The sequence below is a fragment of the Agrobacterium sp. 22-210-1 genome (assembly GCF_053522525.1).
Window position 1 is genome coordinate 851,589 of the sequence record NZ_JBNWCI010000001.1, and the last position, 19,685, is coordinate 871,273.

A 19,685-nucleotide genomic window follows, 5' to 3' on the forward strand; every position below is an offset into this window, starting at 1 on the left:
TACATGTTGCTGCGTCTCAATGCGTCCGTGCGTCTGTTGAGATGGCGTCACTGTCTCTATGCGTCTCGCGTCACTGCTACGGGGCAACATGTCTCAATGCGTCTCGATAAGGTGCAAATGGGCTGTATCGCATGATGTGATAGGACCGATTATCGTTAAAAAATCAATGAAAACAGTAACATAGTGGCTTTGGGTCCTTCCTGGGGGTGGCGCCGAGGGGGCGGGAGACACCGACCGCGATTCACGCGCAATTTGAAAATTTCGGCAACGAAACGACTTTTGAGGCGTAATATAGTAACATTCGGACGGGAAAATGGGTTGAAATCGATCAGGGAAACCGGTTCTCAGTCGGATTTTTGAGTGAGAGCTAGAGTGAGCGGAAAAAACGTAATGATTTCAATGGAGTCTCACTCTCTCTAATTCTCAGTCTAAAAGTAAAGTAAGATAGATATAGAGGGAGGAAACGGTGCGAAGCACCAGCCAGTGGAAATGCTGAAAAGGGGTAAATAAGAAAAAGAATAGGGAATGGGGGTGAATCTAGTGAGATATGTGAGAGCACTTCGTAAGCTGTTGAAAATCAATAACAATGTCTCTCACATAGGGGCATCTCACATCTGAGACCCGTATGAGAGAAGGTGAGAGCGCGTCGGCCCGGTTTGATCTAAATCGAACTCCTTCAAACTCGCGTTCAATTCGATCTCGCGTTAGTTCGAACGTAACCCATCTTCTCGGAAATAGGATATATCTTATTGCAGCAAAAACCCCGCCGAAGCGGGGTGAAATGCAACTGAAACGATGATCGATTTTATCCCAACTGCTCCGGTCGGGTGTATATGCGGCATTTTCCGTATTTCTTGTTCAATTCGTGCCCGCTTACCGGCCCCTTCGACCGGTCCCAACCTACGAGCTGTAGAGCCTTGCCGATCTTGATTGCACTGGTATGGGGGATATCACCATCGCGTCCCATCATCTCGCGCCAGACCTGGGACATGCAGGTTTCGTTCCGGTAAACCTTGGGGATATCGTCGTCCAGGTCTTCGAATTCAGCCCCGAGCGCAGTGTCCAGCCACGCAGTGATGACGCCAGCCAGTTCTTCTTCGGGTGTCTCGACGCGCCGGCTTTCCTGCATCTCGAGGGCGATCTGCGCCGCCTCGTGCTTCATGTAAAGCGGCAGCGCGGGCAGATGGGCGTAGTCCTTCGACATCTGCTGATAGATCGATACTGCCTCCGCCCAAATCTGCATGACGTTGGCTCTGAATTTCAAATTGTCGATCTGCTTGTCGCCGGGAAGGTTGCAGACGATCGGCCAGAAGCGCCGGCCACCGGTCTGGTCTCGAAGGTATTCGCGGTCGTTGGTTGAGCCGATGAAGATGCACTGGCGGCCGAACTCTTTGGCACGCTTCTCCCACGCCAGGCGGGCTTTGTCGTGCGTGCGACTGACGAATGCCTTCAGGTCGTTGACCTCGGAACGCTGCATGGCGGAAAGTTCGCCCAGTTCGAGGATCCATTTGCCCTGCATGATCTCGATCATCTGCTTCGGATCGCCGACATCACCTGTCAGTTCACCGTACCATTGGAGCCCAAGAACTTCGATAAAAGTGGATTTACCCTTGCCCTGAACGCCTTCGAGGATCGGGACGAAGTCGAACTTGTGGCCGGGCTGAAATATGCGCGCCACGGCTCCGACGAGGGTGAGAAGGGCGGCTTGTCGGTTATAGGTGTTGTCTTCGCAGCCAAGATAGTCGACGAACATTGTCTCTGCTCGCGGTATCCCGTCCCATTCCACAGACGTGATGACTTCCTTGACCGGGTGAAACGTCCGCTTGTGGGCGGCCATGTCGATCGCGCCGCGCAAATCGCGGTCGGATACTTTGATTCCGTAACCTTGAAGCTGCGTTTTGGTCTCGATCAGCGACCTGATGGCGATATCGTGGCTGTCGGTCCAGTTGTCGCCGTTCAGGTCGTCTTTCACCTTCCAGATCGAGCTTTCCAGATTGACCGGCTCGTAGGCCGCATCGCGCTTCTTTTTCGCGCGTTTCGGTGATGCCCGGAGCACCACTTCCTGCGCAAATTCGTTGAAATGCGCGATTCCGCGGACGCGCAGGTCGTTTTCAACGATCAGATTGATGTTCGGAAGGGTCGTTTTTAACTCGCCTTCTTCGTTCCGATGGAAGCGCTGCATCCAGTTGGGGTCGATCTCGTCGACAATCTCCGCTTTCGCGGGAACTGGGGAGGGCGCGTCGCCTAAAAGGTCAGACAGATCAACGGTTGGCTTGTCAAAGTCAGTTTCAATGTCGAGGTCGAGATCCTGCGACATGCGATTGCTGTTTGCCGCCTGGATCAGCGTGCGGAAGGTGACCGGGTGGGGTTTACCCTTGAAGGAATTCCACCTGACCTCGGAATATTTGCGATCAAATTTGGCCGATTGTTCGGACCAGTCGCACCACGCCTCAAACCCCTCATCTTCGCCGCGAAACTGGTGATGAAAGGCCATGCCGACGGTTAGCCAGTAGTCGCGATCTTCAACCCAGTCTTCGGGGAGGTCGTCGAGGATGGCCTGAATTTCTTCATCGTCGATGTCGAGCGGGTCTGCTCGAACGATCGCGAAGAGGTCGTCGTCATCGGGTTCGGCTGCCGCAGCGCGTGCACCACTGATTTTCGCGACCATAAGCTCAGCAAAATCCAAATCGAGCGGGCGTTCCCATCGATAAGGTTTGCCGGTGTCAGGGTGAATTGATGGAGGAATGGCGACTTGGGTGCCGGTGCCTTTTAGGTCGATTTCCCAGTCGTTCTTTTTTACGTCGCGTCCCTTTTTCGGATCGAATATCATCTCGAAACCGTCAGACTTGCGCAGCTTTTTGCTGGCGAGGGCCTCAGTCGAGAGAAAATAGATGTGACGGCTTTCGCCTCCCGAGCCTGAGATAACCCGTGGCAGGGATTTCGCTGCCGGCATCATCTCGACCAAAGCGGCCCACGCTTCACTGGCTTTTTCAGGTTTACGAATGTCGAGGTCGATGACCTGAAGATATAAACCGTCGATCCGCGACGGCTCTCCGGTTCTCAAACCGACATTGTTGCCCCGACGATAGCTGTTTCTAAGCTGCTCGGCCGAGTAACGCGGTGCGGAGGACCAATGATCTTCGATCGGCATCTTGTCGCGAGGTTGCAGCCAATGCAGCGCAGCGCCCGCGTCGATGAGAGCGAGGTTTTCGGTGAGCATGGATTACTGTCCCGTTCGATCAAGGGATGGGGAGGAACGGAATCAGGTCATTCTTAGTGAGTCGGTCCTTTTCGTCCGGTCGATCGGCTTTAGCGGAAACTTTCAGAAGCGACTTGATCGCCTTCGGAGATAACTTGTTCTCATGGAACCAGCGATAGATCGTGAAGCGAGCGTTTTCAGTGGCTTCGCTTAAAAGGCGCGTGTTGACCTTGCCGTCGTGGACGTATTCCGACGGCAGCTTGTCGCGCAGGAGGCTGTAAAGCGCACCCTCGTATAGCTCTTTGGTATTGGCAGGCTGATCCATATTCAAACCTCTAATGAAACATGGTGGCACCTTAGTCGCCCGATTTCAAAATTTCAACATAGGTGAGAAATAATTCCAACAAAGTGTTGCAAGTCGCTCCTCATCGTGCCATAAAAATTCAAATTGCACGACAGAAGTGTAATTGACCGCCCAACCCATGGAGACATCAATGAGCTTAGAAGCAACCATTTCCGAACTGACTGCTGCCGTCAGCAAGCTGACCGTCATTACCCAAGCACTGCACGATCTCCGCGCCGACGCCATCGAAAAGACCACGGCAGCCGCCGCGACCGGGCCCAAGACCACGACGAAGACCAAAGAGGCTGAAAAGCCCGCCGCCGAGAAGGGCGCCATCAGCGACAAACCCGAAGACCGCGTCGACCCGATCGAAGCACTGACGCAGCTTGCAGCCGATTACATCGGTGGCAGTGAGCGCCAAGAAGAGCGCGCCGCCCGTAAGGCGAAGGTCAAGGCGCTTCTCAACCACGAGAAAATTCGCGATCCCAAGGTGAATGACGGCGACGGAAAGTTCGGCACCATCCGCGCTGATGCCCACGATTTGTTTAAATCGCAGATCGCGAAGCTCACCGGGTTGGGTGATCTCACGACGCCGAAAAAGGCTGAAGACGACCTCCTGGACTGATCCGGCGCCAACGCTCTCCGACTTCGGTCGGGGGCGTTTCGGCGGGAAGCGCAGAGTAGGACTGCAATGTTCTCCTCCTCCCGACAGAGTGGTCCAGGTTCCCACCGCCTCCCACCTCTGCGCTTCCTCCCCAAACGCCTTTAGGAGAAAGACATGCCTTCCCCCATTATGAAGTATTTCACGTTCGAGCATCTTCGCGACCCGGGTCTCAAGGAGGTCTCGCGTCAATGCGCGTCTCTCGCACGCGCGATGGAAGAAGAACTTCCTGACGGCCCGGAGAAATCCGCTGGCCTGCGTCATCTTCTTGAGGCGAAGGATTGCTTCGTCCGCGCCAGGATGGACTGAGCCATGAAGGCGCACGCTCGATTATCACCCTCATCGGCGGATCGGTGGATGACCTGCACGGCTTCGGTCGCGCTGATCGACCATTTGGTCGCCAAGGGTGAGTTGAGCGAAAGCGATCTTGATGAAGATTGCGATGCGCCCGTCGTCGACGATGAGGATGAGCAGGATTATTCGGCCTATGAGGGCGAGACGCTTGACCTGAGCAGGGACTCCACCGCCTATTCGGCCGAAGGGACCGTTATGCATGAGATCAGGGAGCATTGCCTTGATCTTGGATGCGACCCGCATCATTTCGTCGGCGCCACGCTGACAGCCGACGGTCATTCGTTCAAGATTGACGACCATATGGCTGATCGTCTCGTTGCTGGTATCGACTGGATCCGCCAGCACACAAACAATCCGCTCGTTGAGATACGAGTTGACCTGTCGCATTGGCTGCCCGGTCAGTTTGGCACCTGCGACACTGCATTCCTGTACCGAAAGATGCTCGGCGTCAGCGACTACAAGGATGGGGCAGGGGAGCCAGTCGAGGTTGTCGGCACGAGGCAGCTCCGTCTCTACGCCCTCGGCGCTTGGGAGCACCTTGGTCGCCCGCAGGTCGAGGATGTTGTTCTTAACATCGACCAACCTCGCGCGGGCGGGATGAAGTTTTGGGAAATCACGCTCGACGAGCTTCTGGAGTTCGGCGAGGAAGTGAAGCGGGTATTCTCGCGGATCGAGCGCGGCGACGTGGAATTCGTTCCGTCGACAAAGGGCTGCCGCTGGTGCCCCGTGCGCAAGACGAAGCGCGGTTGCGCGGCGCGCAATCAGTGGCTCATGCAGATGTTTGGCAGCGCGCTGCTCGATCCGAGCGAGCCTGAGCCCAAGTTCAAGGATCCCGCGCAGATGCCTCGCGCGCTGCGCTTCTACATCGTCAATCATTCCAAGGCCGCACGTGCCTGGCTCACCGAATTGCACCAGCAGTCACTTCAGGCGGCGCTGGACGGCGACCCCGACCCCGGTTCCAAGGCCATCGATGGCGGCCTCGGTAATAGGTATTTCACCGCGCCTGCGGAGGCAGAGGCCATTCTGGTCGGCGCACTGGGGGAGAAAGCTTACAAGCCCAAGCAGCTTATCGGTTTCACCGATATCGACAGGCTCATGAAGCCGGGCACGCGAAAAAAGGGCATGCCCGAACCGTGGGACGCTCTGCAGGAACTGGTCGACCGACCAGACGGGAAACCGAAACTGGTTCCCGTAGACCATCCAAAGCCGGCGTTAGAGGTCACGCCGATTGCGGATCAATTTGATGACCTCGACTAACTATAGCCGCTGCAACCGAACTACCGTGAAAAAGGAAACCGAGAAATGGCAATTGAAGAAAAGTCTGACGGTCGCACCGTCCAGTTGAAGCGCGTTCGTCTGTCCTTCACCGACTCGCTGAAGGATAAAAAGAAGACGAGCACCGAGCCCGACGCGAAGCCGAAACATGGCTTGAATATCATCAATGAAAAGGATTCCCCTCACTACGAGGAGAACCAGAAAAAGATCATGTCGGCGATCCGCGCTGCCGGTGAAAAACAGTGGAAGAACCCCGACGCTTATAAGGATATTCTCGAAGACAACCCGAAGCGAGTTTGCTTTCGTAAGGGTGAAAAGTTCAAGAACAAAGAGGGCAAAGTTTATGCCGGTTACGAGGGTAACCACGCATTTTCCGCGTCCGGTCCTTCCGGAGGCCAGAAGCGTCCGAAGCTCCTTGATCGCCGTAAGCGGGGACTGCGCGATCAGGCCACCGTTGAGCAGATCAAAGCCGACAAGGTTTTCGAGGAAGCCGAAATTCTCGATATCTTCTACGGTGGCGTCTACGCGGACGTGATCGTTTCGTTCTTCGGCACGGACAAGGGTTCTCGCGGCATCTTCGCTTCGGCAGAAGCTATCCGCTCTCACGAAGAAGGCGAGCGCATGGGCGGCGGCATCTACGTCGACGCCGACGACTTCGACGATCTCGAGGAAGACGACAGCTTCGATAACGGTCCCTCGACCTCCTCGGAAAAAGAGACCAAGTCCTCCTCTGACGACGACTTCGACTTCTGATCCGGCGGAGCTGGCGGCATTACATTGCCGCCAGTTTCAACTTTCGAGAGGAATTCTTTGAGCCATGGGTGCGAAGCCGTATGCCCTCTACAACGAAAACGACGAACACGCCGCAGACTGGCTCGAAAACCTTATTGCCCTTGGAGTCATTGCGCCGGGCATTGTCGATCGACGAAGCGTCGAAGATTTGCGTGGGGATGACCTTAGAGGATTTCGACAGGTTCATCTTTTTGCTGGCATCGGAGTGTGGAGTTACTCCCTCCGTCGCGCTGGCATCTCGGATGATACTGCAGTTTGGACTGGAAGCTGCCCCTGCCAACCTTTCTCCGCGGCAGGCAAAGGAGCAGGGATGGATGACGAGCGGCATTTATGGCCTGCGGTCCTCCATCTCCTCCGAGAGTGCCGCCCTGACGTCTTTCTTGGAGAGCAGGTTGCAAGCACTGACGGCCTCGGTTGGCTCGACCTTGTACAAACTGACCTGGAAGCGGCGAGCTACGCCATCGGGGCGGTTGATACCTGCTCTGCGGGCAGTGGCGCACCGCACATCCGGCAAAGACTCCGTTTCAGCGCCTACGATACTCGATCTGCCGCAGGTCGGGTTCAATACCCCTCGCGCTACCGATGGATCGAATGGTGGGCCAAATCAAGCGAATGGGGCGCTGTCGGCGGACGTGGCTCTATGCGGCTGGCCGACCAACCGCGCATCGGACGGGACTTCGGGTCCGGACATTGCCGTAGTCAACAGGCAGAACTCGGGAGGTTTATCGCTTCCGACGACAGCGGCACTATCGGGCTGGACCACCGCCTCAGCGAGGGATTGGAAGGACTCAGGAGCGGATATAGCTCCGAGACCGGACAACGGGAAAGAGCGACTGGATCAGCTTCCGAGACAGGCGAATTTGGCGGGTTGGCCTACCATGACTGCGTCGATGATGACGGAGCAGGATATCGCGCAGGCGTTGAAGGCGGGCAACGAGAGCGGCCGGCAGCCGTATGCAGACTCGATGATCTTGAGCGGCTGGCCTACGACGACGACGACGACCAACAACGGCAAAGGCGAAACACCGGAGGCCCGTCAGGCGAAGGGGTTTGGTCTGAACCTTGCGGATGCGACGAGCTTGACCGGATGGTCGACACCGACCGTAGCCGAGCGGGAGAGACGTCCGGAGGTAATCGAGAAGATCGCACGAGAGCGTCTCGAGAAGCACGGGCAGACGACGGTGCCGCTCTATCACTGCGAACAGGCGCTATTGGCGGCTTGGCAGACGCCGACACTGGACAATTTCCGGAAGAGGGGCGGGGATCGCAGCCACGGGTTGGGTCCGCAGGAGCTGGTCGACTGGACGAAGGTGTCTTTGTTGGTCGAATTGAACGGGCCGGCCCGACTAACGGCTTTTGGAGAGATGCTGATTGGCTCTTTTGCCGAGATGGAAAGTGGCGGCCAGTTGAGCCCTGCACATTCCCGCTGGTTGATGGGTCTGCCTTCCGTGTGGGATCAGGCAGCGCCTTTGAAGGCAAGTCGCGCCAAGGAATGCTCAAAGGTTACGGGAACGCCGTCGACGCGGAAGCGACGCGCGTCTTCATCCAAGCCTGTGCCGACTTCTTTGCTCATTTGGATGCTCGCCGCGTGACGGCAGAATTGATCGGAGACCTGCTGTGAGCCGCTTTTACTACGTTCATCCCGAGAGTGGGTGCGCTTTCTCCTCGGAAGACCCTCCAGAGGTGGTTTTGGCATCCGGAGACGACCTCTGCATGGAAGTTGACCTCCACGAATATCTTAAAACGTGTGCTGAATGGGGGATCTCTCCCAAATCCGCGATCGCCGACCTGCTAGGAGACCTCCTATGAAATTCACCGACCTCATGATCGACCTTGAAACCCTTGGAACCGCCGTGAACGCACCTGTCGTTGCGATCGGCGCCGTTTTCTTCAATCCTGAGACCGGTGAACTCGGCGAGACCTTCGATGCAGCGATCGATGTCGAAGACGCAATGCGCTACGGCAAGGCGTCGGGCTCGACCATTCGCTGGTGGCTCGGGCAGGGCGATGCAGCGCGCCAGAAGGTCGTTCGCGGCAAGCATCCGTCACACCTCGTTTTCACGAAGTTCCATGAGTTCTGTTTGAAGCACGGCGATAACGTGAAGCCGTGGGGCAACGGCGCTTCGTTCGACATCTCGATCCTCGAATATGCGTTCGGACGGATCATTGAGCGCCCCGCTCCGTGGAAATTCTGGAACGTTTGTGATTGTCGAACGATCAAGCGTCTCGCCGACGGCATAGTTACTTTCGACGAAAAGCTTGAGGGAACTGCGCATACGGCGCTTGATGACGCCAAGCACCAGGCGAAGTGGGTTTCCGTTTACTGGCAAGGATTACGTCGCCGCGCGCAGGGGCAAGCGCCCTTGCCATCGTCGTCAGCAGGCTGGAGCACTCCGGCTAACGCAGCATCGGACTTGCTCGACGGTCTTTGATGTCTCTCCGCACCCGCTCAGCCTTGCGTGCCGGCCAGCAGGCCATCAGCCGCATCGTTCGCACCGAAAAGGCCAAACTGATCATCAGCGGCATGGGCTCTGGTAAGACTGGCGGTACGCTTGATGGATTGACCTACCTGTTGAACCGCTTCGACGTGCAGCACGTTCTTGTCATTGCCCCACGCTACGTGGCCCTGAACACGTGGCACGACGAGGTTAAGGCGTGGGCGCACACGCAGGCCATCTCCTGCGCTATCGCCGTGGGCGACGCTTCCGAGCGTGCCGCCGCAATCGCGCAGGGTGCCGAGATTACGACCATCAATCCGGAGAACCTGTCATGGTTGGCGAAGCATATTCGCACGGTCGAGAACTGGATTTGGGACACGGTCATCATCGACGAGTCCAGCCGATTCAAGGCAGGTGAAGCGCGAACTAAGGCCACCAAGACCAAGCGTGCTGATGGGACTGTTCGCGCCTCAAAGGGTGGCAACATGACCCGGTTTGGGATCATGACGACGGCGCGCAGAAAGATCGAACGGATTTTCCTTTTGACCGGCACGCCTGCACCGCAGGGTGTTATAGACCTATGGGCGCAGTCATATCTGCTCGACCAAGGGAAAGCCCTCGGCCGCAGCAAGTCCGATTTCGAGAAAGAGTATTTTGACAAAGACCGGCTCACGCATGCCGTGACGATCAAGCCCGGAGCCGAGGAGAAGATCCTTTCGAAGATCGACCATCTCATCGTCACGATCCCGCAGGAGAAAGTGACGGAGGAACCTCAGTTCATTCCGATGCCGGTCGATATGCCGGCGAAAGCGTTCGAAGAATACAAAGACTTCGAGAGAACGCTTTACACCGAGCCTTACGATGTGGAGGCGGTTTCGAGCGGTGTCCTCGCGAACAAGCTCTTGCAATTTGCGAACGGCAGTCTCTATCGCGAAGATCGTAGCGTTGTGGAAATTCATGACGCCAAACTGGCGGCATTGGAAGAACTCGTCGACACCGCGCATGGCGAAAACCTGCTGATTTTCTACAGCTTCAAATTCGACAAGGATAAAATCAAGACCCGGTATCCTGATGCGGTGGTCGCCAATGACTATAAGGGTGACCTCGTCGGCGACTGGAACAAGGGAAAAATCCGGAAGCTGCTGGCACATCCAGCGTCGATCGGACATGGTACCAACCTTCAATACGGTGGGCATATCGCCGCCTGGTATGGTCTGACATTCTCCCTCGAGCTTTGGCAGCAGGCGAACATGCGCCTTCCGCGACCCGGTCAGACGCGCCAAGTCTTGATTTATCCGATAATTGCACGCGGGACATATGACGAAAGAGCGCTCTCAGTTCTTAGTCGCAAGGAATCGACGCAAGACCACATCATTCAAACATTTACAATGAAACCTTGACTTTCACATTAGATGTGACATTTCATGACGGTGAATCGGGGCGCTTGGCGTCTTGATATTCCGTTTAGAAAGGATTCACTGTGAGCGTTCCCTTCCGGACACCTGACAAACAGGTGCATCCTGAGTTTGCCCGTCGAATGGTACAGGCTGCTGACAGCAATTACCAGGTTCCGGCACCCAACGAAGGTCGTCTCCGCTGGTTCTCAGAACAGTTCGAGCATCGCGGACACAAGGTTTCCATGGAGACCATCCGGAAGTGGTTCGCCGGCATGACGGTGCCGCGAGCGAAATTGCTCATACCTCTCGCTGAAATTCTAAAGGTCGACGCAGGCTGGCTGGCGGCCGGAACACCTGCAAAGTTGACCGGTGCTCAGCAGCGCGCGAACGTGATGGCGGAGCAGGGTGCCGCAAACGTTATTGCCGGCTTCGTTCAGATGGACGGTGGTCAAGCGGCGTTTCCCGGCCCCAACGACCGGGAGGCGCGTGATAAGTCGATAGACATGCACGCGATCATCCGCGGGGCGAAATACGATATTACCATCACGACTCTTGTCCAAGGACAGTTCAAGATCCCGGTTTCTGCCTCTGAGAACATTATTTTGGCGGTGGCTCGTGAGCCTGCTCCCGGCTTCGGTGTTAAGGTTTTCGAGATTGATTGGGCACGCGGCCTCGAAGTGGGGAAACTGGAGAACGGCGCGCTGATCCTCGACGGCAATCTGTCGAATTGGCGCGAGGTCAAATCATTCTCGGAGCGGCTTTAATGGTGAGCGTGGTATCGATCTTCTAGTACCACGGATCGTACCATGTTTGCCAAGAGACTTACCGATATCTGCTGAGACGTATAGATACGCACACTTGCTGAGAATGCCGGGTCTTCTAGGGATACGAGACGCTTCGAGCCGTTTGAGGAGAAGAAGTGGCGACCCCTGCAGGACTCGAACCTGCGACCTACTGCTTAGAAGGCAGTTGCTCTATCCAGTTGAGCTAAGGGGCCGTCACACCGGGCAATCGATGCTCCGGCAAAAACTTTGGTCGTCGTGTTTCAGTGCGTCCAGGGCTGGGTGCGGTTGAAACGGAAATTGTCGGTGTAGGAAACCACCTTGCGGGTCGCTTCCTTCGGCAGAATGACGCGGTATTCGATGCCCTTGCGCTGTGCATAGGCTTCGGCCTGTTCCTGCGTCTCGAATGTCAGCTTGACCTGCTGCTTCATGTCGGAACTGGAGGTGTAGCCCATGATCGGGTCGATCTTGCGCGGAACTTCGGCGTCGAATTCCAGAACCCAGACATTGGTCTTCGCCGTGCCGGATTGCATGGCGGTTTTTGCAGGGCGGTAAATCTTCGCAGACATGTCGAAACTGCTCCGGTTGGGCGGCGGGGCATGGCACCCCGGATTATTCTTCACGTACCTGAATAGAATAACCAAATCGTGTCAGGAACGTTGAATTTGGAATGGACTGACTTCCCGTGAGAGTCAAGATGATTATCCCCTCGCTTTCCCCTGGCGATCTTCCCACGCCGGCACCGCGCTCTGTTGATCGAGACAATGGCTGAACAAAGATGAATTTCCCTGTTGCGGACTTCAGGTGAACCGTGTATTCCCCAGCCATCGCCTCGGCGGAGTGTAGCGCAGTCTGGTAGCGCATCTGGTTTGGGACCAGAGGGTCGGGAGTTCGAATCTCTCCACTCCGACCATTTTAAAGCAAAACATCAGCTTTACGGCGTAACCCCTTCAAACAAGCGTCTGTTCAGTCTGTGGATGGTCCGGCCAATGTGCTTTCGGCCGTGCCGATTGTCATGACATTGCCGCGCCAGGCCACTGCGCTGCCGATCCAGCTGCGGGCCCAGACGACGGACATGATCATATCCCGGGCGATCATGGCGGGCAGCGTATGGAGGGATAGCGGCCAGCGGTTGAGGGCTGCGAGCACCAGTTCCGGGACATACATGATGGCAAGCACGGCAAAAGCGGTGATGGCGAGGTTCATGTCCATCATCGCAGCGGCAGCGAGCGCAAGGAGGAGCGGGGGAAGCGCGCCGGTCAGGATTTCCGGTGCGAAATATTGCGGGAAGGTCACACGCCTCAGTCGCGCCCAGCGGGTCTGGCGCGACCAGATTTCACTGGGGTGGCGCTGGCCGAGCGGCTGTTCGAAAGGCGGCGAGACCAGATGCACCTTGCGGCCGGCGTTTCGGACCAGTTTGGTCGAAGCGGCGTCTTCGGCGATTTCGGCGGCGAGTGCCCGGATGCCGCCGTGGTCTTCCAGGAAGGGCTTGTTCCACAACATCGACTTGCCCTGTGCGAAACCGATGCCGATCGCTTCCGCGGCATATTGCCAACGGCCCTGCGAACCGTTGAGGAAGGCGCATTCCACATGCGCCCAGAAGCCCGCCGGACGTGAGCCGAGGGGCGGCGAGCAGACCAGCCCGCTATCCGGCCGCCAGGCCGACATCATGGTCGCTATGTAGGATTTCGGCATCAGCACGTTCGAATCGGCAAGGATGACCCATTCATGCCGGGCGGCGCGCCAGCCCTTGACGCAATTGTTCAGCTTCGGATTGGCGCTGATACGGTCGTCGCCGAGGAGCACCTGCGCCGGGATCGCCGGGAAGGCGGCGCTCGTCCGGCGCACCTCGTCGATTACCGGATCGAATTCATCGGCAACGCAGAACAGCAATTCATAATCCGGCCAGTCGATTTCAAATGCCCGCAACAACGTCAGCGACGTGAAGTTTTCCACGCCGCGCAGGGGCACCACGATCGAGACAGGCGGCTTTTGTCGCACAAGCGCGTTTTCCGTGTCGCGCCGCCTCAGGCGCCAGCCGGCGAGAACAATGCCGAGAAGATTGAAGGCAAGCAGCAGAATTGCGCAAAGGGCAAAGACAGTTTCCATGCTGGCCAGTTCCACTCCCTAGCTTCCGGCGGTTCACCCCGCCAACCGATTCCATGGAATTCGTCTTTGCCGATTATAACGTTTAGGTGACAGTTACATGTCATCATCGGCAGGGCGGGCAGGCTATGTGGTGCGGGAAACGGCGCTCAAGCATCTGGCGTGCCGCAAAGAAAAGCCCTTCGCGGAGAAGGGCCCAATCGTCACCATGGCATGAACTTTAGTGGATGTTCAGAATATGTGCGTGACTGCTTGCGACGAGAAACGATTCCCGGGCTTTTTCGATGTCGCACCTGCCGGCGATCGCATCGAGGCAGTTTCTTCGCGCTTCTTCATATTCCGGCCCATGTTCTTCCGGCCAGCGGTACATCAGCATGTCCAGCGCCACCAACGGGCTGTAGATTTCCACGGCTACGCACAGCGGCAGGTGGATGGCAACGGGCTTCATCCACGAGGCATGGTGACACGGCTCCGTTCTGTTAATCAGCATGTCATTCCTCCCTGTTTTCCGCGCCTTCATGGCGGTTTTCATTCCCATGCGCGTAATGCCCGCCTCACGAAATGGTTCCCGATCACCTAAAATGTGATCGATTGGGGGGTTCCAATTTTCCAAGATGAATGGAAGATGAACGGAATGATGAACCGGAGATGAACAAAACCGCTATTGGCGCGTTGTAATGTCCATAAGAAGGAGAACCCACATGTTCAATTTGTCAGGCATTCAGGAAAGCTTCTTCGGAGACCGCATGGCGGGTGTTTGCCAGGCGATCACCTCAGCTCTGGCCTTCGAAACAGGTCTCGAAAAGTCGCGTATTTCGGCAAGCGTTGAAAACGACGTGATCTATCTGGAAGGCACGGCTGATTCGGTCGAGGCGATCGATATCGCCATCAACCTTGCCGCTTCGATCTCCAATTGCCGGATTCTGAGCCATATCGAGCCGGTTTACTGAACATTGCACCAGCCGGGCGAAACATCGTCCGGCACTATTCAGATGCAATAACGCGGCAACATTATTTCCGGTTGCCGATTTGCCCACTGCGGACCATATCGCCCGGCTTGATGCCATAACGTTTTGCGGTGCCGCCATTCAGTTCAAGCACAAATTTAACCGGACCACGGGAGCTGATGATCGCTTCCGAATGCGGAACTGCGTTTTCGTGAATATGGGTAATACGCCCGTCGCGGGCGATGAACAGCATGTCGAGCGGGATGAGCGTGTTGCGCATCCACATGGCCACGTCGCGTTCCTGGCCGAAATCGAACAACATGCCGCTTTCAAGCGGCATGGCTTTGCGGAACATCAGCCCCTGTTCGCGCTGGGCATTGCTAAGGGCCAGCTCCGCCGTGAAATCGTGGTTTTTTCCTGAAGCGGTTTCGATCGTCAGTGGCTCGGACGTGAAGGTCTGTTGCTGAGCCTGAACAATGCCTGCGAGCGAGAAAAAAAGAAGCGCCATAACGGCGCTCTTCATTATTTTAGGCAACAGGCCGGCCATCAGTGCGACATCCCGACTGAGACCGGGTTGTCGGGGTGAATTTCAGCCGCCATCAAACCCTTGTCGCCATCGCCGAAACGCACCAGCACCACCTGGCCCGGGCGCAGTTCCGTCAGGCCGAAACGACGCAGCGTTTCCATATGCACAAAAATGTCTTCCGTTCCTTCGCCACGCGTCAGGAAGCCGAAACCCTTGGTGCGGTTGAACCACTTGACGATGGCGCGCTCCAGCCCGCTTGAGGGTGTGACCTGCACATGGGTGCGCACCGGCGGCAGCTGCGAGGGGTGAACGGCGGTCGATTGATCCATCGACAGGATGCGGAAAGCCTGAAAGCCGCGGTCACGACGCTGGATGAGGGCGACGATGCGGGTGCCTTCGAGAATGGTCTGGTATCCGTCCCGACGCAGGCAGGAGACGTGCAGCAGCACATCCTGCGTGCCGTTATCGGGCACGATGAAGCCGAAACCCTTGGCGACGTCGAACCATTTCACGACGCCGGTAATTTCGGTCAGGTCCACGGCATCGCCCGAAAGGTCCTCGACATCGACTATCGTTTTCGATGACATCCTATCAGCCATATCCTGCCAACCCCTCGATTACGCGCCATACACCGGTCAACTGATTCCTGTGTACCAGATTAACATCTTGGTAACGGTTCCACGCAAGCCCTAGTTTTTGATTTGCGCAGCTGCTTTTATGTCGCCGTCCTTGTCCGGGGCTTGCGATCATGCGTTTAACGGCTCCGGACCCGTGTATTGGAGAGGAAGAAAATGCGGTATCTGCACACAATGGTTCGTGTCAAAGACCTTGGCGAATCAATGAAATTCTATTGCGACCTCATGGGTCTCGAGGAAATACGCCGAATCGAAAACGAAAAAGGCCGATTCACTCTGGTTTTTCTTGCCGCGCGTGATGACATTGCTGTGGCCAGGGAAAAAAAGGCGCCGAGCCTCGAACTCACGTATAATTGGGATACCGAGGATTACACCGGCGGCCGCAATTTCGGCCATCTGGCTTACGAGGTCGACAATATCTACGACTTCTGCGCCAGGCTCCAGCAGAATGGCATCGTGATCAACCGGCCGCCGCGTGATGGGCACATGGCCTTCGTCCGTTCGCCTGACGGTATTTCTTTCGAGATTCTGCAGAAGGGCGAAAGCCTCGCACCAGCCGAACCGTGGATATCTATGCAGAATACCGGTTCCTGGTAAGGGATTTTCCCGGCCAACAGCGGCGTTTTCGGGCGCTCTTGCCTTATCCTGATGGGATGAGGCATATTCCGCGAATCAAAACGGCCCGTTCCGTTTTGGGAAAGCACACGATTCCGTTCCCGTGCTGCTGTTGGAAATGCAAGATACGGAGGCCACTCATGAAAACTGTCGAGGGCGCGAAAGGACGCGTTTCCTGTCAGCGTCTCGTTATTGCGGTTTCGTTGCTCGGGCTTTCCGGCTGCGTTTCGGCGGTGACGGATGATGAGATGGCCGCCAATACCAAGAAGCCGGAAATTGCCGCGCAACAACCGTCACAGACGGCCGCAACGGCCGTCGCCGCGACCGCGGCTGGCGCTCGGCCGGGGCATTATGTGGACCCTGCCGTTGCATCGGCGTCCGGTGGCGCCGTGCCGGCTCAGCCGCAGGCGCCGGGTGGCCCGGCGCAGGGTTATGGTGCCGCCGCCGATATTGGCGGGCTGACGACGCAGCCAACAGCAATTTCCGCCGGCACATCCAGCATCTATTCCACCGCTCGTGCGGCAACCCCTTCCGTAGCGGCAGACGGTTCCGTCGCCGCCCCATCGCAGAAGATCATTCCCGCCGTCAGCAGCGTTTATTCAGCGCCGGCGCAGCCGCAACTCCAGCCGCAGCCTGTCTCCGCGCCAGTTCCGGTGCCGGAACAGCACAGCGAAAACCGCCAGCCTGTTCCTACACCCGCGCCGCAACAGCTTGCAGCCGCCGCCGCTGCGCAACCCGCGACAAACGTGGTGCCCGCAGGTGAGAAACAGGAAAGCGAAGGCACAGGCGTAACGCTTGCGGCATTTTTCGCCGGAGCCGCCAAAAAACGGCTGCCGAAAATGATCGAGAACGGCACCGCTGCAAATACCGAGGTTGCGGCGCTATCGGGCGCAACGGACCGAACGATGGGCATTGCGCTTTCGGGTCGCTCGATGATGTCTGAGGAATTCGACGATGCGCATCTCGAAGATGAGGATGACGAACCGACCGGCCTCATGAAGCTGGCGTCGCTTTCCGGCCTGACCCGTGTTTCCCCGAACGGTCTTTTCCTGCAGACGGATCGCGTCGAGGTTGGCTGCTTCAAGCCGGAACTGGTCCGCATGATCAAGGACATCGAGCGGCATTATAACAGCCCGGCGATCGTCACTTCGGGCTATCGTCCGCCAAAGGGCGTGAGGCAGGGTTCCAAGCACTATACCTGCGATGCCGCCGATATTCAGATCAAGGGCGTCTCCAAATGGGAGCTTGCCACCTATCTGCGTTCCCTGCCTGAACGCGGTGGCGTCGGCACCTATTGCCACACCGAATCGGTTCATTTGGACACGGGCGAGCCGAGAGACTGGAACTGGCGCTGCCGTCGCACAGCCGCGCGCAAGTAAAAACCAGCGGCCCCATGTGTTTCGGGTCTGAAACCGCCTGCTGCCGCAAATCCCTGTATTCCACCTGACGAGATCGCGCCTTCTGGGTGTCCGAATGGACGTCGCACGCGCCTTGCTGTAGGAGACGGTCTCCCGTCTTCATGCGCATGGTGTGTTCTGAATGCTGCCGATTTCCACTTTCCCCATCTACATCATTTCTATTGCCCGGGCGCGTGCGCGGCTTGAGAAGATGCTGGAGGGCGCTGCCGGCCTCGGGCTGGATCTGCGCCCGGTGGAAGGCGTCGACGGCAAGACTGTTCCACCCGCCAAATGGACGGATTTCGACCGGCGCGGTTTCGAGCAACGCAACGGTCGCCATGCGCTCGCCGGTGAATATGGCTGCTATGCCAGCCATATAAAGGCACTGGAGATATTCCTTGCCACCGATGCGCCGGTGGCGGTGATCGTTGAGGACGACGTCGCCTTCACCCCCGAGTTTTTCGAACGGGTCAAGGCAACGGTTGCGGTAATGCCTGAAAATGCAATCGTCAAACTGACCAACCACCGCCGCAGCGGTTTCAAGGGCCGGAAAACCAGCGCGCTTGGCGATACGCTTGGGCGCTGCATCTACGGTCCGCAGGGATCATCCGCCTGCTACATCATTTCGCGGGGCGGTGCGGCGCGCTTTCTCAAAACGGCAAGGGTTATGACGCTGCCTTTCGACCGCGCCCTGGAATGCGGCTGGGGCTACGGCACGGAAGTTTATGTAACCGACAAGGATTTCCTGCCGTTCGGCGACCCGGACACGCTGGTCGGCACCCGGGCCGAATATCGCGGCAGCAAGTTCGCCCGTATTAAACGGATTCCGGCCTATCTCTCCAGCTTCTATGACAATGTTGCGCGGTATGTGTATGCGCATCGCTAGCGCGGCTGTCATGGCTGTTCGCGCGCAGGCTGCATGATCGGGTTTTGCCGCAGAGGCTGAATTGGAAAAGAACGGTGGGGCGAGCGCGGTTACTTCTGCGCCGTGAAACTGCTGGCGGAGATTTCCAAGTCACGACGGCGCTTGGCTATCGGTATCGACAAACTCTTGTAAATTATTGGGAAAATAAATCTGAGGTGGTGAGAGCGCAGGGATTCGAACCCTGGACCTACTGATTAAAAGTCAGTTGCTCTACCGGCTGAGCTACGCTCTCCCATGTCGGGGCTGATTTGCCCTTCGGAAGTGCGCGGAACATATGTAGAGCGATCCGTTCGGTCAACCCAAAAAAAGCGCTTTCTACAATCAATCTGGTTTTTTTTGTCGCACCCCCAAAAAGGTGATTGGAGAGAGGGGGCGGCTGGGGATAAAACCGGCTTCAGGCGTGTCGCGCAAACGGGTGAAATCGTTTTGCAGCAATGACATGCGCGAAAATGAAGCGTGAAGTGGCGGCGAATCCTCAAAATCGTCGCGGCTTTGCGGGATGCGGAGTTCTTCTTGTCGATTGCCGATATTTCCCTGTTCAGCGCGCTCCTGGCCGGCGCTCTTTCGTTTCTGTCGCCCTGTGTGCTGCCGCTGGTGCCGCCCTATCTCTGTTATATGGCGGGTGTTTCCGTCGAGCAGTTCAAGACGGAGGAGACCGCGCCGCGGCCGGAGATTCGCAGAGCCGTGATGTTTTCGGCTTTCTTCTTCACCCTCGGTTTCGCCACTGTTTTCGTGGCGCTGGGGGCAGGCGCTTCGACGATCGGCACGTTGCTGCGGCAGAATATCGATATTCTCGCCAAGATCGGCGGTTTCATCATTATCCTCATGGGCCTGAACTTTCTCGGCGTTTTCCGTATCGGCCTGTTTTCGCGTGAGGCGCGGTTTCAGGGGGCGGGGAAACCCGCCACGCTTTCCGGGGCTTATGTCATGGGCCTTGCCTTCGCCTTTGGCTGGACGCCCTGCATCGGCCCGGTTCTGGGCGCCATTCTCGGCGTTGCCGCCGCGCGTGACACGGTGGGTGACGGTGCAATGCTGCTCGCCGTCTATTCACTCGGTCTTGCGGTGCCGTTCTGGATTGCGGCAGCTTTTTCCGGCTCCTTCATGCGTTTCCTTGCGCGTTTCCGCCGCCATCTCGGTCTTGTAGAAAAGGTGATGGGTGTACTTCTGGTGCTGACCGGTATCGCTTTCATGTCCGGTTTTATCACCAATGTGGCGATCTGGTTCCAGGAGACCTTTCCGATCCTGATGAAAATCGGTTAAGCCTCCCGCGGAGATTATAGGCGGGGGAAATAT

21 protein-coding genes, 3 tRNA genes and 1 pseudogene are annotated in these 19,685 nt (G+C 57.1%); 15 read left to right on the forward strand and 10 right to left on the reverse strand.

The genetic code is table 11. The annotated features are described in order from the left end of the window. Window positions 1-805: 805 nt before the first annotated feature. Together ACQZ5F_RS04370 and ACQZ5F_RS04375 are read right to left on the reverse strand one after the other, a co-directional pair. Entirely contained in the window at window positions 806-3,220 is a 2,415-nt protein-coding gene (locus ACQZ5F_RS04370; RefSeq protein ID WP_448731237.1) for a VapE domain-containing protein, read from the reverse strand. 19 nt (window positions 3,221-3,239) lie between these two features. Beyond that, window positions 3,240-3,524 carry a hypothetical protein gene (locus tag ACQZ5F_RS04375; RefSeq protein ID WP_448731238.1) on the reverse strand — a complete coding sequence of 95 codons (285 nt, stop codon included), beginning with the start codon at window positions 3,522-3,524 and terminating at the stop codon, window positions 3,240-3,242. A 142-nt stretch (window positions 3,525-3,666) separates the two neighbouring features. On the opposite strand from ACQZ5F_RS04375, the gene ACQZ5F_RS04380 reads away from it, so the two are divergent. The 4 genes from ACQZ5F_RS04380 to ACQZ5F_RS04395 all read left to right on the forward strand — a co-directional run bounded on the left by ACQZ5F_RS04380 (window position 3,667) and on the right by ACQZ5F_RS04395 (window position 6,585). Beyond that, window positions 3,667-4,167, forward strand: a complete 501-nt coding sequence (locus tag ACQZ5F_RS04380) for a hypothetical protein (RefSeq protein ID WP_448731239.1) — start codon at window positions 3,667-3,669, stop codon at window positions 4,165-4,167. 153 nt (window positions 4,168-4,320) lie between these two features. Further along, complete coding sequence (locus ACQZ5F_RS04385) at window positions 4,321-4,512, forward strand: hypothetical protein (RefSeq protein WP_127756983.1); 192 nt, start codon at window positions 4,321-4,323, stop codon at window positions 4,510-4,512. 3 nt (window positions 4,513-4,515) lie between these two features. Beyond that, window positions 4,516-5,814, forward strand: a complete 1,299-nt coding sequence (locus tag ACQZ5F_RS04390; protein ID WP_448731240.1) for a DUF2800 domain-containing protein — start codon at window positions 4,516-4,518, stop codon at window positions 5,812-5,814. Between the two features lie 45 nt (window positions 5,815-5,859). Continuing rightward, window positions 5,860-6,585: an ssDNA-binding protein gene (locus ACQZ5F_RS04395; protein ID WP_448731241.1), complete on the forward strand. Its 726-nt coding sequence runs from the start codon at window positions 5,860-5,862 to the stop codon at window positions 6,583-6,585. Window positions 6,586-6,604: 19 nt separating this feature from the next. Here ACQZ5F_RS04395 and ACQZ5F_RS04400 read toward each other — a convergent pair whose 3' ends face one another. After that, the gene (locus tag ACQZ5F_RS04400) at window positions 6,605-6,952 is read right to left on the reverse strand and encodes a hypothetical protein (protein ID WP_233282789.1); all 348 of its coding nucleotides are present in this window, start codon (window positions 6,950-6,952) and stop codon (window positions 6,605-6,607) included. On the opposite strand from ACQZ5F_RS04400, the pseudogene ACQZ5F_RS04405 reads away from it, so the two are divergent. The 5 genes and pseudogenes from ACQZ5F_RS04405 to ACQZ5F_RS04425 all read left to right on the forward strand — a co-directional run. Further along, window positions 6,935-7,090, forward strand: a pseudogene (locus ACQZ5F_RS04405) (DNA cytosine methyltransferase); the annotation flags it as partial. The gene ACQZ5F_RS04400 and the pseudogene ACQZ5F_RS04405 sit on opposite strands and share 18 nt — an antisense overlap. 412 nt (window positions 7,091-7,502) lie before the next feature. Next, window positions 7,503-8,216, forward strand: a complete 714-nt coding sequence (locus ACQZ5F_RS04410; RefSeq protein ID WP_448731248.1) for a hypothetical protein — start codon at window positions 7,503-7,505, stop codon at window positions 8,214-8,216. Between the two features lie 213 nt (window positions 8,217-8,429). Next, a complete protein-coding gene (locus ACQZ5F_RS04415) occupies window positions 8,430-9,056 on the forward strand; it encodes a 3'-5' exonuclease (protein WP_448731242.1) in 627 nt (208 codons plus the stop codon). Beyond that, complete coding sequence (locus ACQZ5F_RS04420) at window positions 9,056-10,462, forward strand: SNF2-related protein (RefSeq protein WP_448731243.1); 1,407 nt, start codon at window positions 9,056-9,058, stop codon at window positions 10,460-10,462. Before ACQZ5F_RS04415 ends, ACQZ5F_RS04420 begins: the two co-directional genes overlap by 1 nt. Before the next feature lie 80 nt (window positions 10,463-10,542). Further along, window positions 10,543-11,223, forward strand: coding sequence for a hypothetical protein (locus ACQZ5F_RS04425; protein WP_448731244.1), 681 nt, complete (start codon window positions 10,543-10,545; stop codon window positions 11,221-11,223). A 156-nt stretch (window positions 11,224-11,379) separates the two neighbouring features. Here ACQZ5F_RS04425 and ACQZ5F_RS04430 read toward each other — a convergent pair. Then, window positions 11,380-11,456: transfer RNA gene (locus tag ACQZ5F_RS04430), tRNA-Arg, on the reverse strand. 48 nt (window positions 11,457-11,504) lie between these two features. After that, window positions 11,505-11,810 (reverse strand): ETC complex I subunit, encoded by a 306-nt coding sequence (locus tag ACQZ5F_RS04435; protein ID WP_010971882.1) that lies wholly within the window; start codon window positions 11,808-11,810, stop codon window positions 11,505-11,507. Between the two features lie 267 nt (window positions 11,811-12,077). Between ACQZ5F_RS04435 and ACQZ5F_RS04440 the strand changes: the two genes are divergently transcribed. After that, a tRNA-Pro gene (locus tag ACQZ5F_RS04440) sits at window positions 12,078-12,154 on the forward strand. Between the two features lie 53 nt (window positions 12,155-12,207). On the opposite strand, the gene ACQZ5F_RS04445 is transcribed toward ACQZ5F_RS04440, so the two are convergent. Beyond that, window positions 12,208-13,350, reverse strand: a complete 1,143-nt coding sequence (locus ACQZ5F_RS04445; protein ID WP_448731245.1) for a ceramide glucosyltransferase — start codon at window positions 13,348-13,350, stop codon at window positions 12,208-12,210. 217 nt (window positions 13,351-13,567) lie between these two features. After that, window positions 13,568-13,837, reverse strand: coding sequence for a DUF982 domain-containing protein (locus ACQZ5F_RS04450; RefSeq protein ID WP_035224285.1), 270 nt, complete (start codon window positions 13,835-13,837; stop codon window positions 13,568-13,570). Window positions 13,838-14,048: 211 nt separating this feature from the next. Here ACQZ5F_RS04450 and ACQZ5F_RS04455 point away from each other — a divergent pair, with 211 nt between their 5' ends. Further along, window positions 14,049-14,297, forward strand: coding sequence for a BON domain-containing protein (locus ACQZ5F_RS04455; RefSeq protein WP_052819726.1), 249 nt, complete (start codon window positions 14,049-14,051; stop codon window positions 14,295-14,297). Window positions 14,298-14,358: 61 nt separating this feature from the next. Here the strand turns inward: ACQZ5F_RS04455 and ACQZ5F_RS04460 are convergent, their stop codons facing one another. After that, window positions 14,359-14,841 carry a DUF192 domain-containing protein gene (locus tag ACQZ5F_RS04460; RefSeq protein WP_175414482.1) on the reverse strand — a complete coding sequence of 161 codons (483 nt, stop codon included), beginning with the start codon at window positions 14,839-14,841 and terminating at the stop codon, window positions 14,359-14,361. Continuing rightward, complete coding sequence (locus tag ACQZ5F_RS04465; protein ID WP_046798259.1) at window positions 14,841-15,419, reverse strand: cold-shock protein; 579 nt, start codon at window positions 15,417-15,419, stop codon at window positions 14,841-14,843. Before ACQZ5F_RS04465 ends, ACQZ5F_RS04460 begins: the two co-directional genes overlap by 1 nt. A 192-nt stretch (window positions 15,420-15,611) precedes the next feature. On the opposite strand from ACQZ5F_RS04465, the gene ACQZ5F_RS04470 reads away from it, so the two are divergent. The 3 genes from ACQZ5F_RS04470 to ACQZ5F_RS04480 all read left to right on the forward strand — a co-directional run bounded on the left by ACQZ5F_RS04470 (window position 15,612) and on the right by ACQZ5F_RS04480 (window position 18,353). Then, the gene (locus ACQZ5F_RS04470; RefSeq protein ID WP_046798260.1) at window positions 15,612-16,052 is read left to right on the forward strand and encodes a VOC family protein; all 441 of its coding nucleotides are present in this window, start codon (window positions 15,612-15,614) and stop codon (window positions 16,050-16,052) included. A gap of 158 nt (window positions 16,053-16,210) precedes the next feature. Beyond that, on the forward strand, window positions 16,211-17,449 hold the full coding sequence (locus tag ACQZ5F_RS04475) for a YcbK family protein (protein ID WP_052819728.1): 1,239 nt from the start codon (window positions 16,211-16,213) through the stop codon (window positions 17,447-17,449). A 160-nt stretch (window positions 17,450-17,609) separates the two neighbouring features. After that, complete coding sequence (locus ACQZ5F_RS04480; protein WP_225339735.1) at window positions 17,610-18,353, forward strand: glycosyltransferase family 25 protein; 744 nt, start codon at window positions 17,610-17,612, stop codon at window positions 18,351-18,353. Between the two features lie 195 nt (window positions 18,354-18,548). Here ACQZ5F_RS04480 and ACQZ5F_RS04485 read toward each other — a convergent pair. Continuing rightward, window positions 18,549-18,624 (reverse strand) — tRNA-Lys (locus tag ACQZ5F_RS04485). A 281-nt stretch (window positions 18,625-18,905) separates the two neighbouring features. On the opposite strand from ACQZ5F_RS04485, the gene ACQZ5F_RS04490 reads away from it, so the two are divergent. After that, entirely contained in the window at window positions 18,906-19,652 is a 747-nt protein-coding gene (locus ACQZ5F_RS04490; RefSeq protein WP_052819846.1) for a cytochrome c biogenesis CcdA family protein, read from the forward strand. The last annotated feature ends 33 nt before the right edge of the window (window positions 19,653-19,685 follow it).

Bases quoted from the DNA above. Each gene is read 5' to 3' on its own strand.
- ACQZ5F_RS04370 (WP_448731237.1), bottom strand. From the start codon at position 3,220: ATGCTCACCGAAAACCTCGCTCTCATCGACGCGGGCGCTGCGCTGCAT.
- ACQZ5F_RS04375 (WP_448731238.1), bottom strand. From the start codon at position 3,524: ATGGATCAGCCTGCCAATACCAAAGAGCTATACGAGGGTGCGCTTTAC.
- ACQZ5F_RS04385 (WP_127756983.1), top strand. From the start codon at position 4,321: ATGCCTTCCCCCATTATGAAGTATTTCACGTTCGAGCATCTTCGCGAC.
- ACQZ5F_RS04390 (WP_448731240.1), top strand. From the start codon at position 4,516: ATGAAGGCGCACGCTCGATTATCACCCTCATCGGCGGATCGGTGGATG.
- ACQZ5F_RS04395 (WP_448731241.1), top strand. From the start codon at position 5,860: ATGGCAATTGAAGAAAAGTCTGACGGTCGCACCGTCCAGTTGAAGCGC.
- ACQZ5F_RS04400 (WP_233282789.1), bottom strand. From the start codon at position 6,952: ATGCCGCTCGTCATCCATCCCTGCTCCTTTGCCTGCCGCGGAGAAAGG.
- ACQZ5F_RS04410 (WP_448731248.1), top strand. From the start codon at position 7,503: ATGACTGCGTCGATGATGACGGAGCAGGATATCGCGCAGGCGTTGAAG.
- ACQZ5F_RS04415 (WP_448731242.1), top strand. From the start codon at position 8,430: ATGAAATTCACCGACCTCATGATCGACCTTGAAACCCTTGGAACCGCC.
- ACQZ5F_RS04420 (WP_448731243.1), top strand. From the start codon at position 9,056: ATGTCTCTCCGCACCCGCTCAGCCTTGCGTGCCGGCCAGCAGGCCATC.
- ACQZ5F_RS04435 (WP_010971882.1), bottom strand. From the start codon at position 11,810: ATGTCTGCGAAGATTTACCGCCCTGCAAAAACCGCCATGCAATCCGGC.
- ACQZ5F_RS04445 (WP_448731245.1), bottom strand. From the start codon at position 13,350: ATGGAAACTGTCTTTGCCCTTTGCGCAATTCTGCTGCTTGCCTTCAAT.
- ACQZ5F_RS04450 (WP_035224285.1), bottom strand. From the start codon at position 13,837: ATGCTGATTAACAGAACGGAGCCGTGTCACCATGCCTCGTGGATGAAG.
- ACQZ5F_RS04455 (WP_052819726.1), top strand. From the start codon at position 14,049: ATGTTCAATTTGTCAGGCATTCAGGAAAGCTTCTTCGGAGACCGCATG.
- ACQZ5F_RS04460 (WP_175414482.1), bottom strand. From the start codon at position 14,841: ATGGCCGGCCTGTTGCCTAAAATAATGAAGAGCGCCGTTATGGCGCTT.
- ACQZ5F_RS04465 (WP_046798259.1), bottom strand. From the start codon at position 15,419: ATGGCTGATAGGATGTCATCGAAAACGATAGTCGATGTCGAGGACCTT.
- ACQZ5F_RS04470 (WP_046798260.1), top strand. From the start codon at position 15,612: ATGCGGTATCTGCACACAATGGTTCGTGTCAAAGACCTTGGCGAATCA.
- ACQZ5F_RS04475 (WP_052819728.1), top strand. From the start codon at position 16,211: ATGAAAACTGTCGAGGGCGCGAAAGGACGCGTTTCCTGTCAGCGTCTC.
- ACQZ5F_RS04480 (WP_225339735.1), top strand. From the start codon at position 17,610: ATGCTGCCGATTTCCACTTTCCCCATCTACATCATTTCTATTGCCCGG.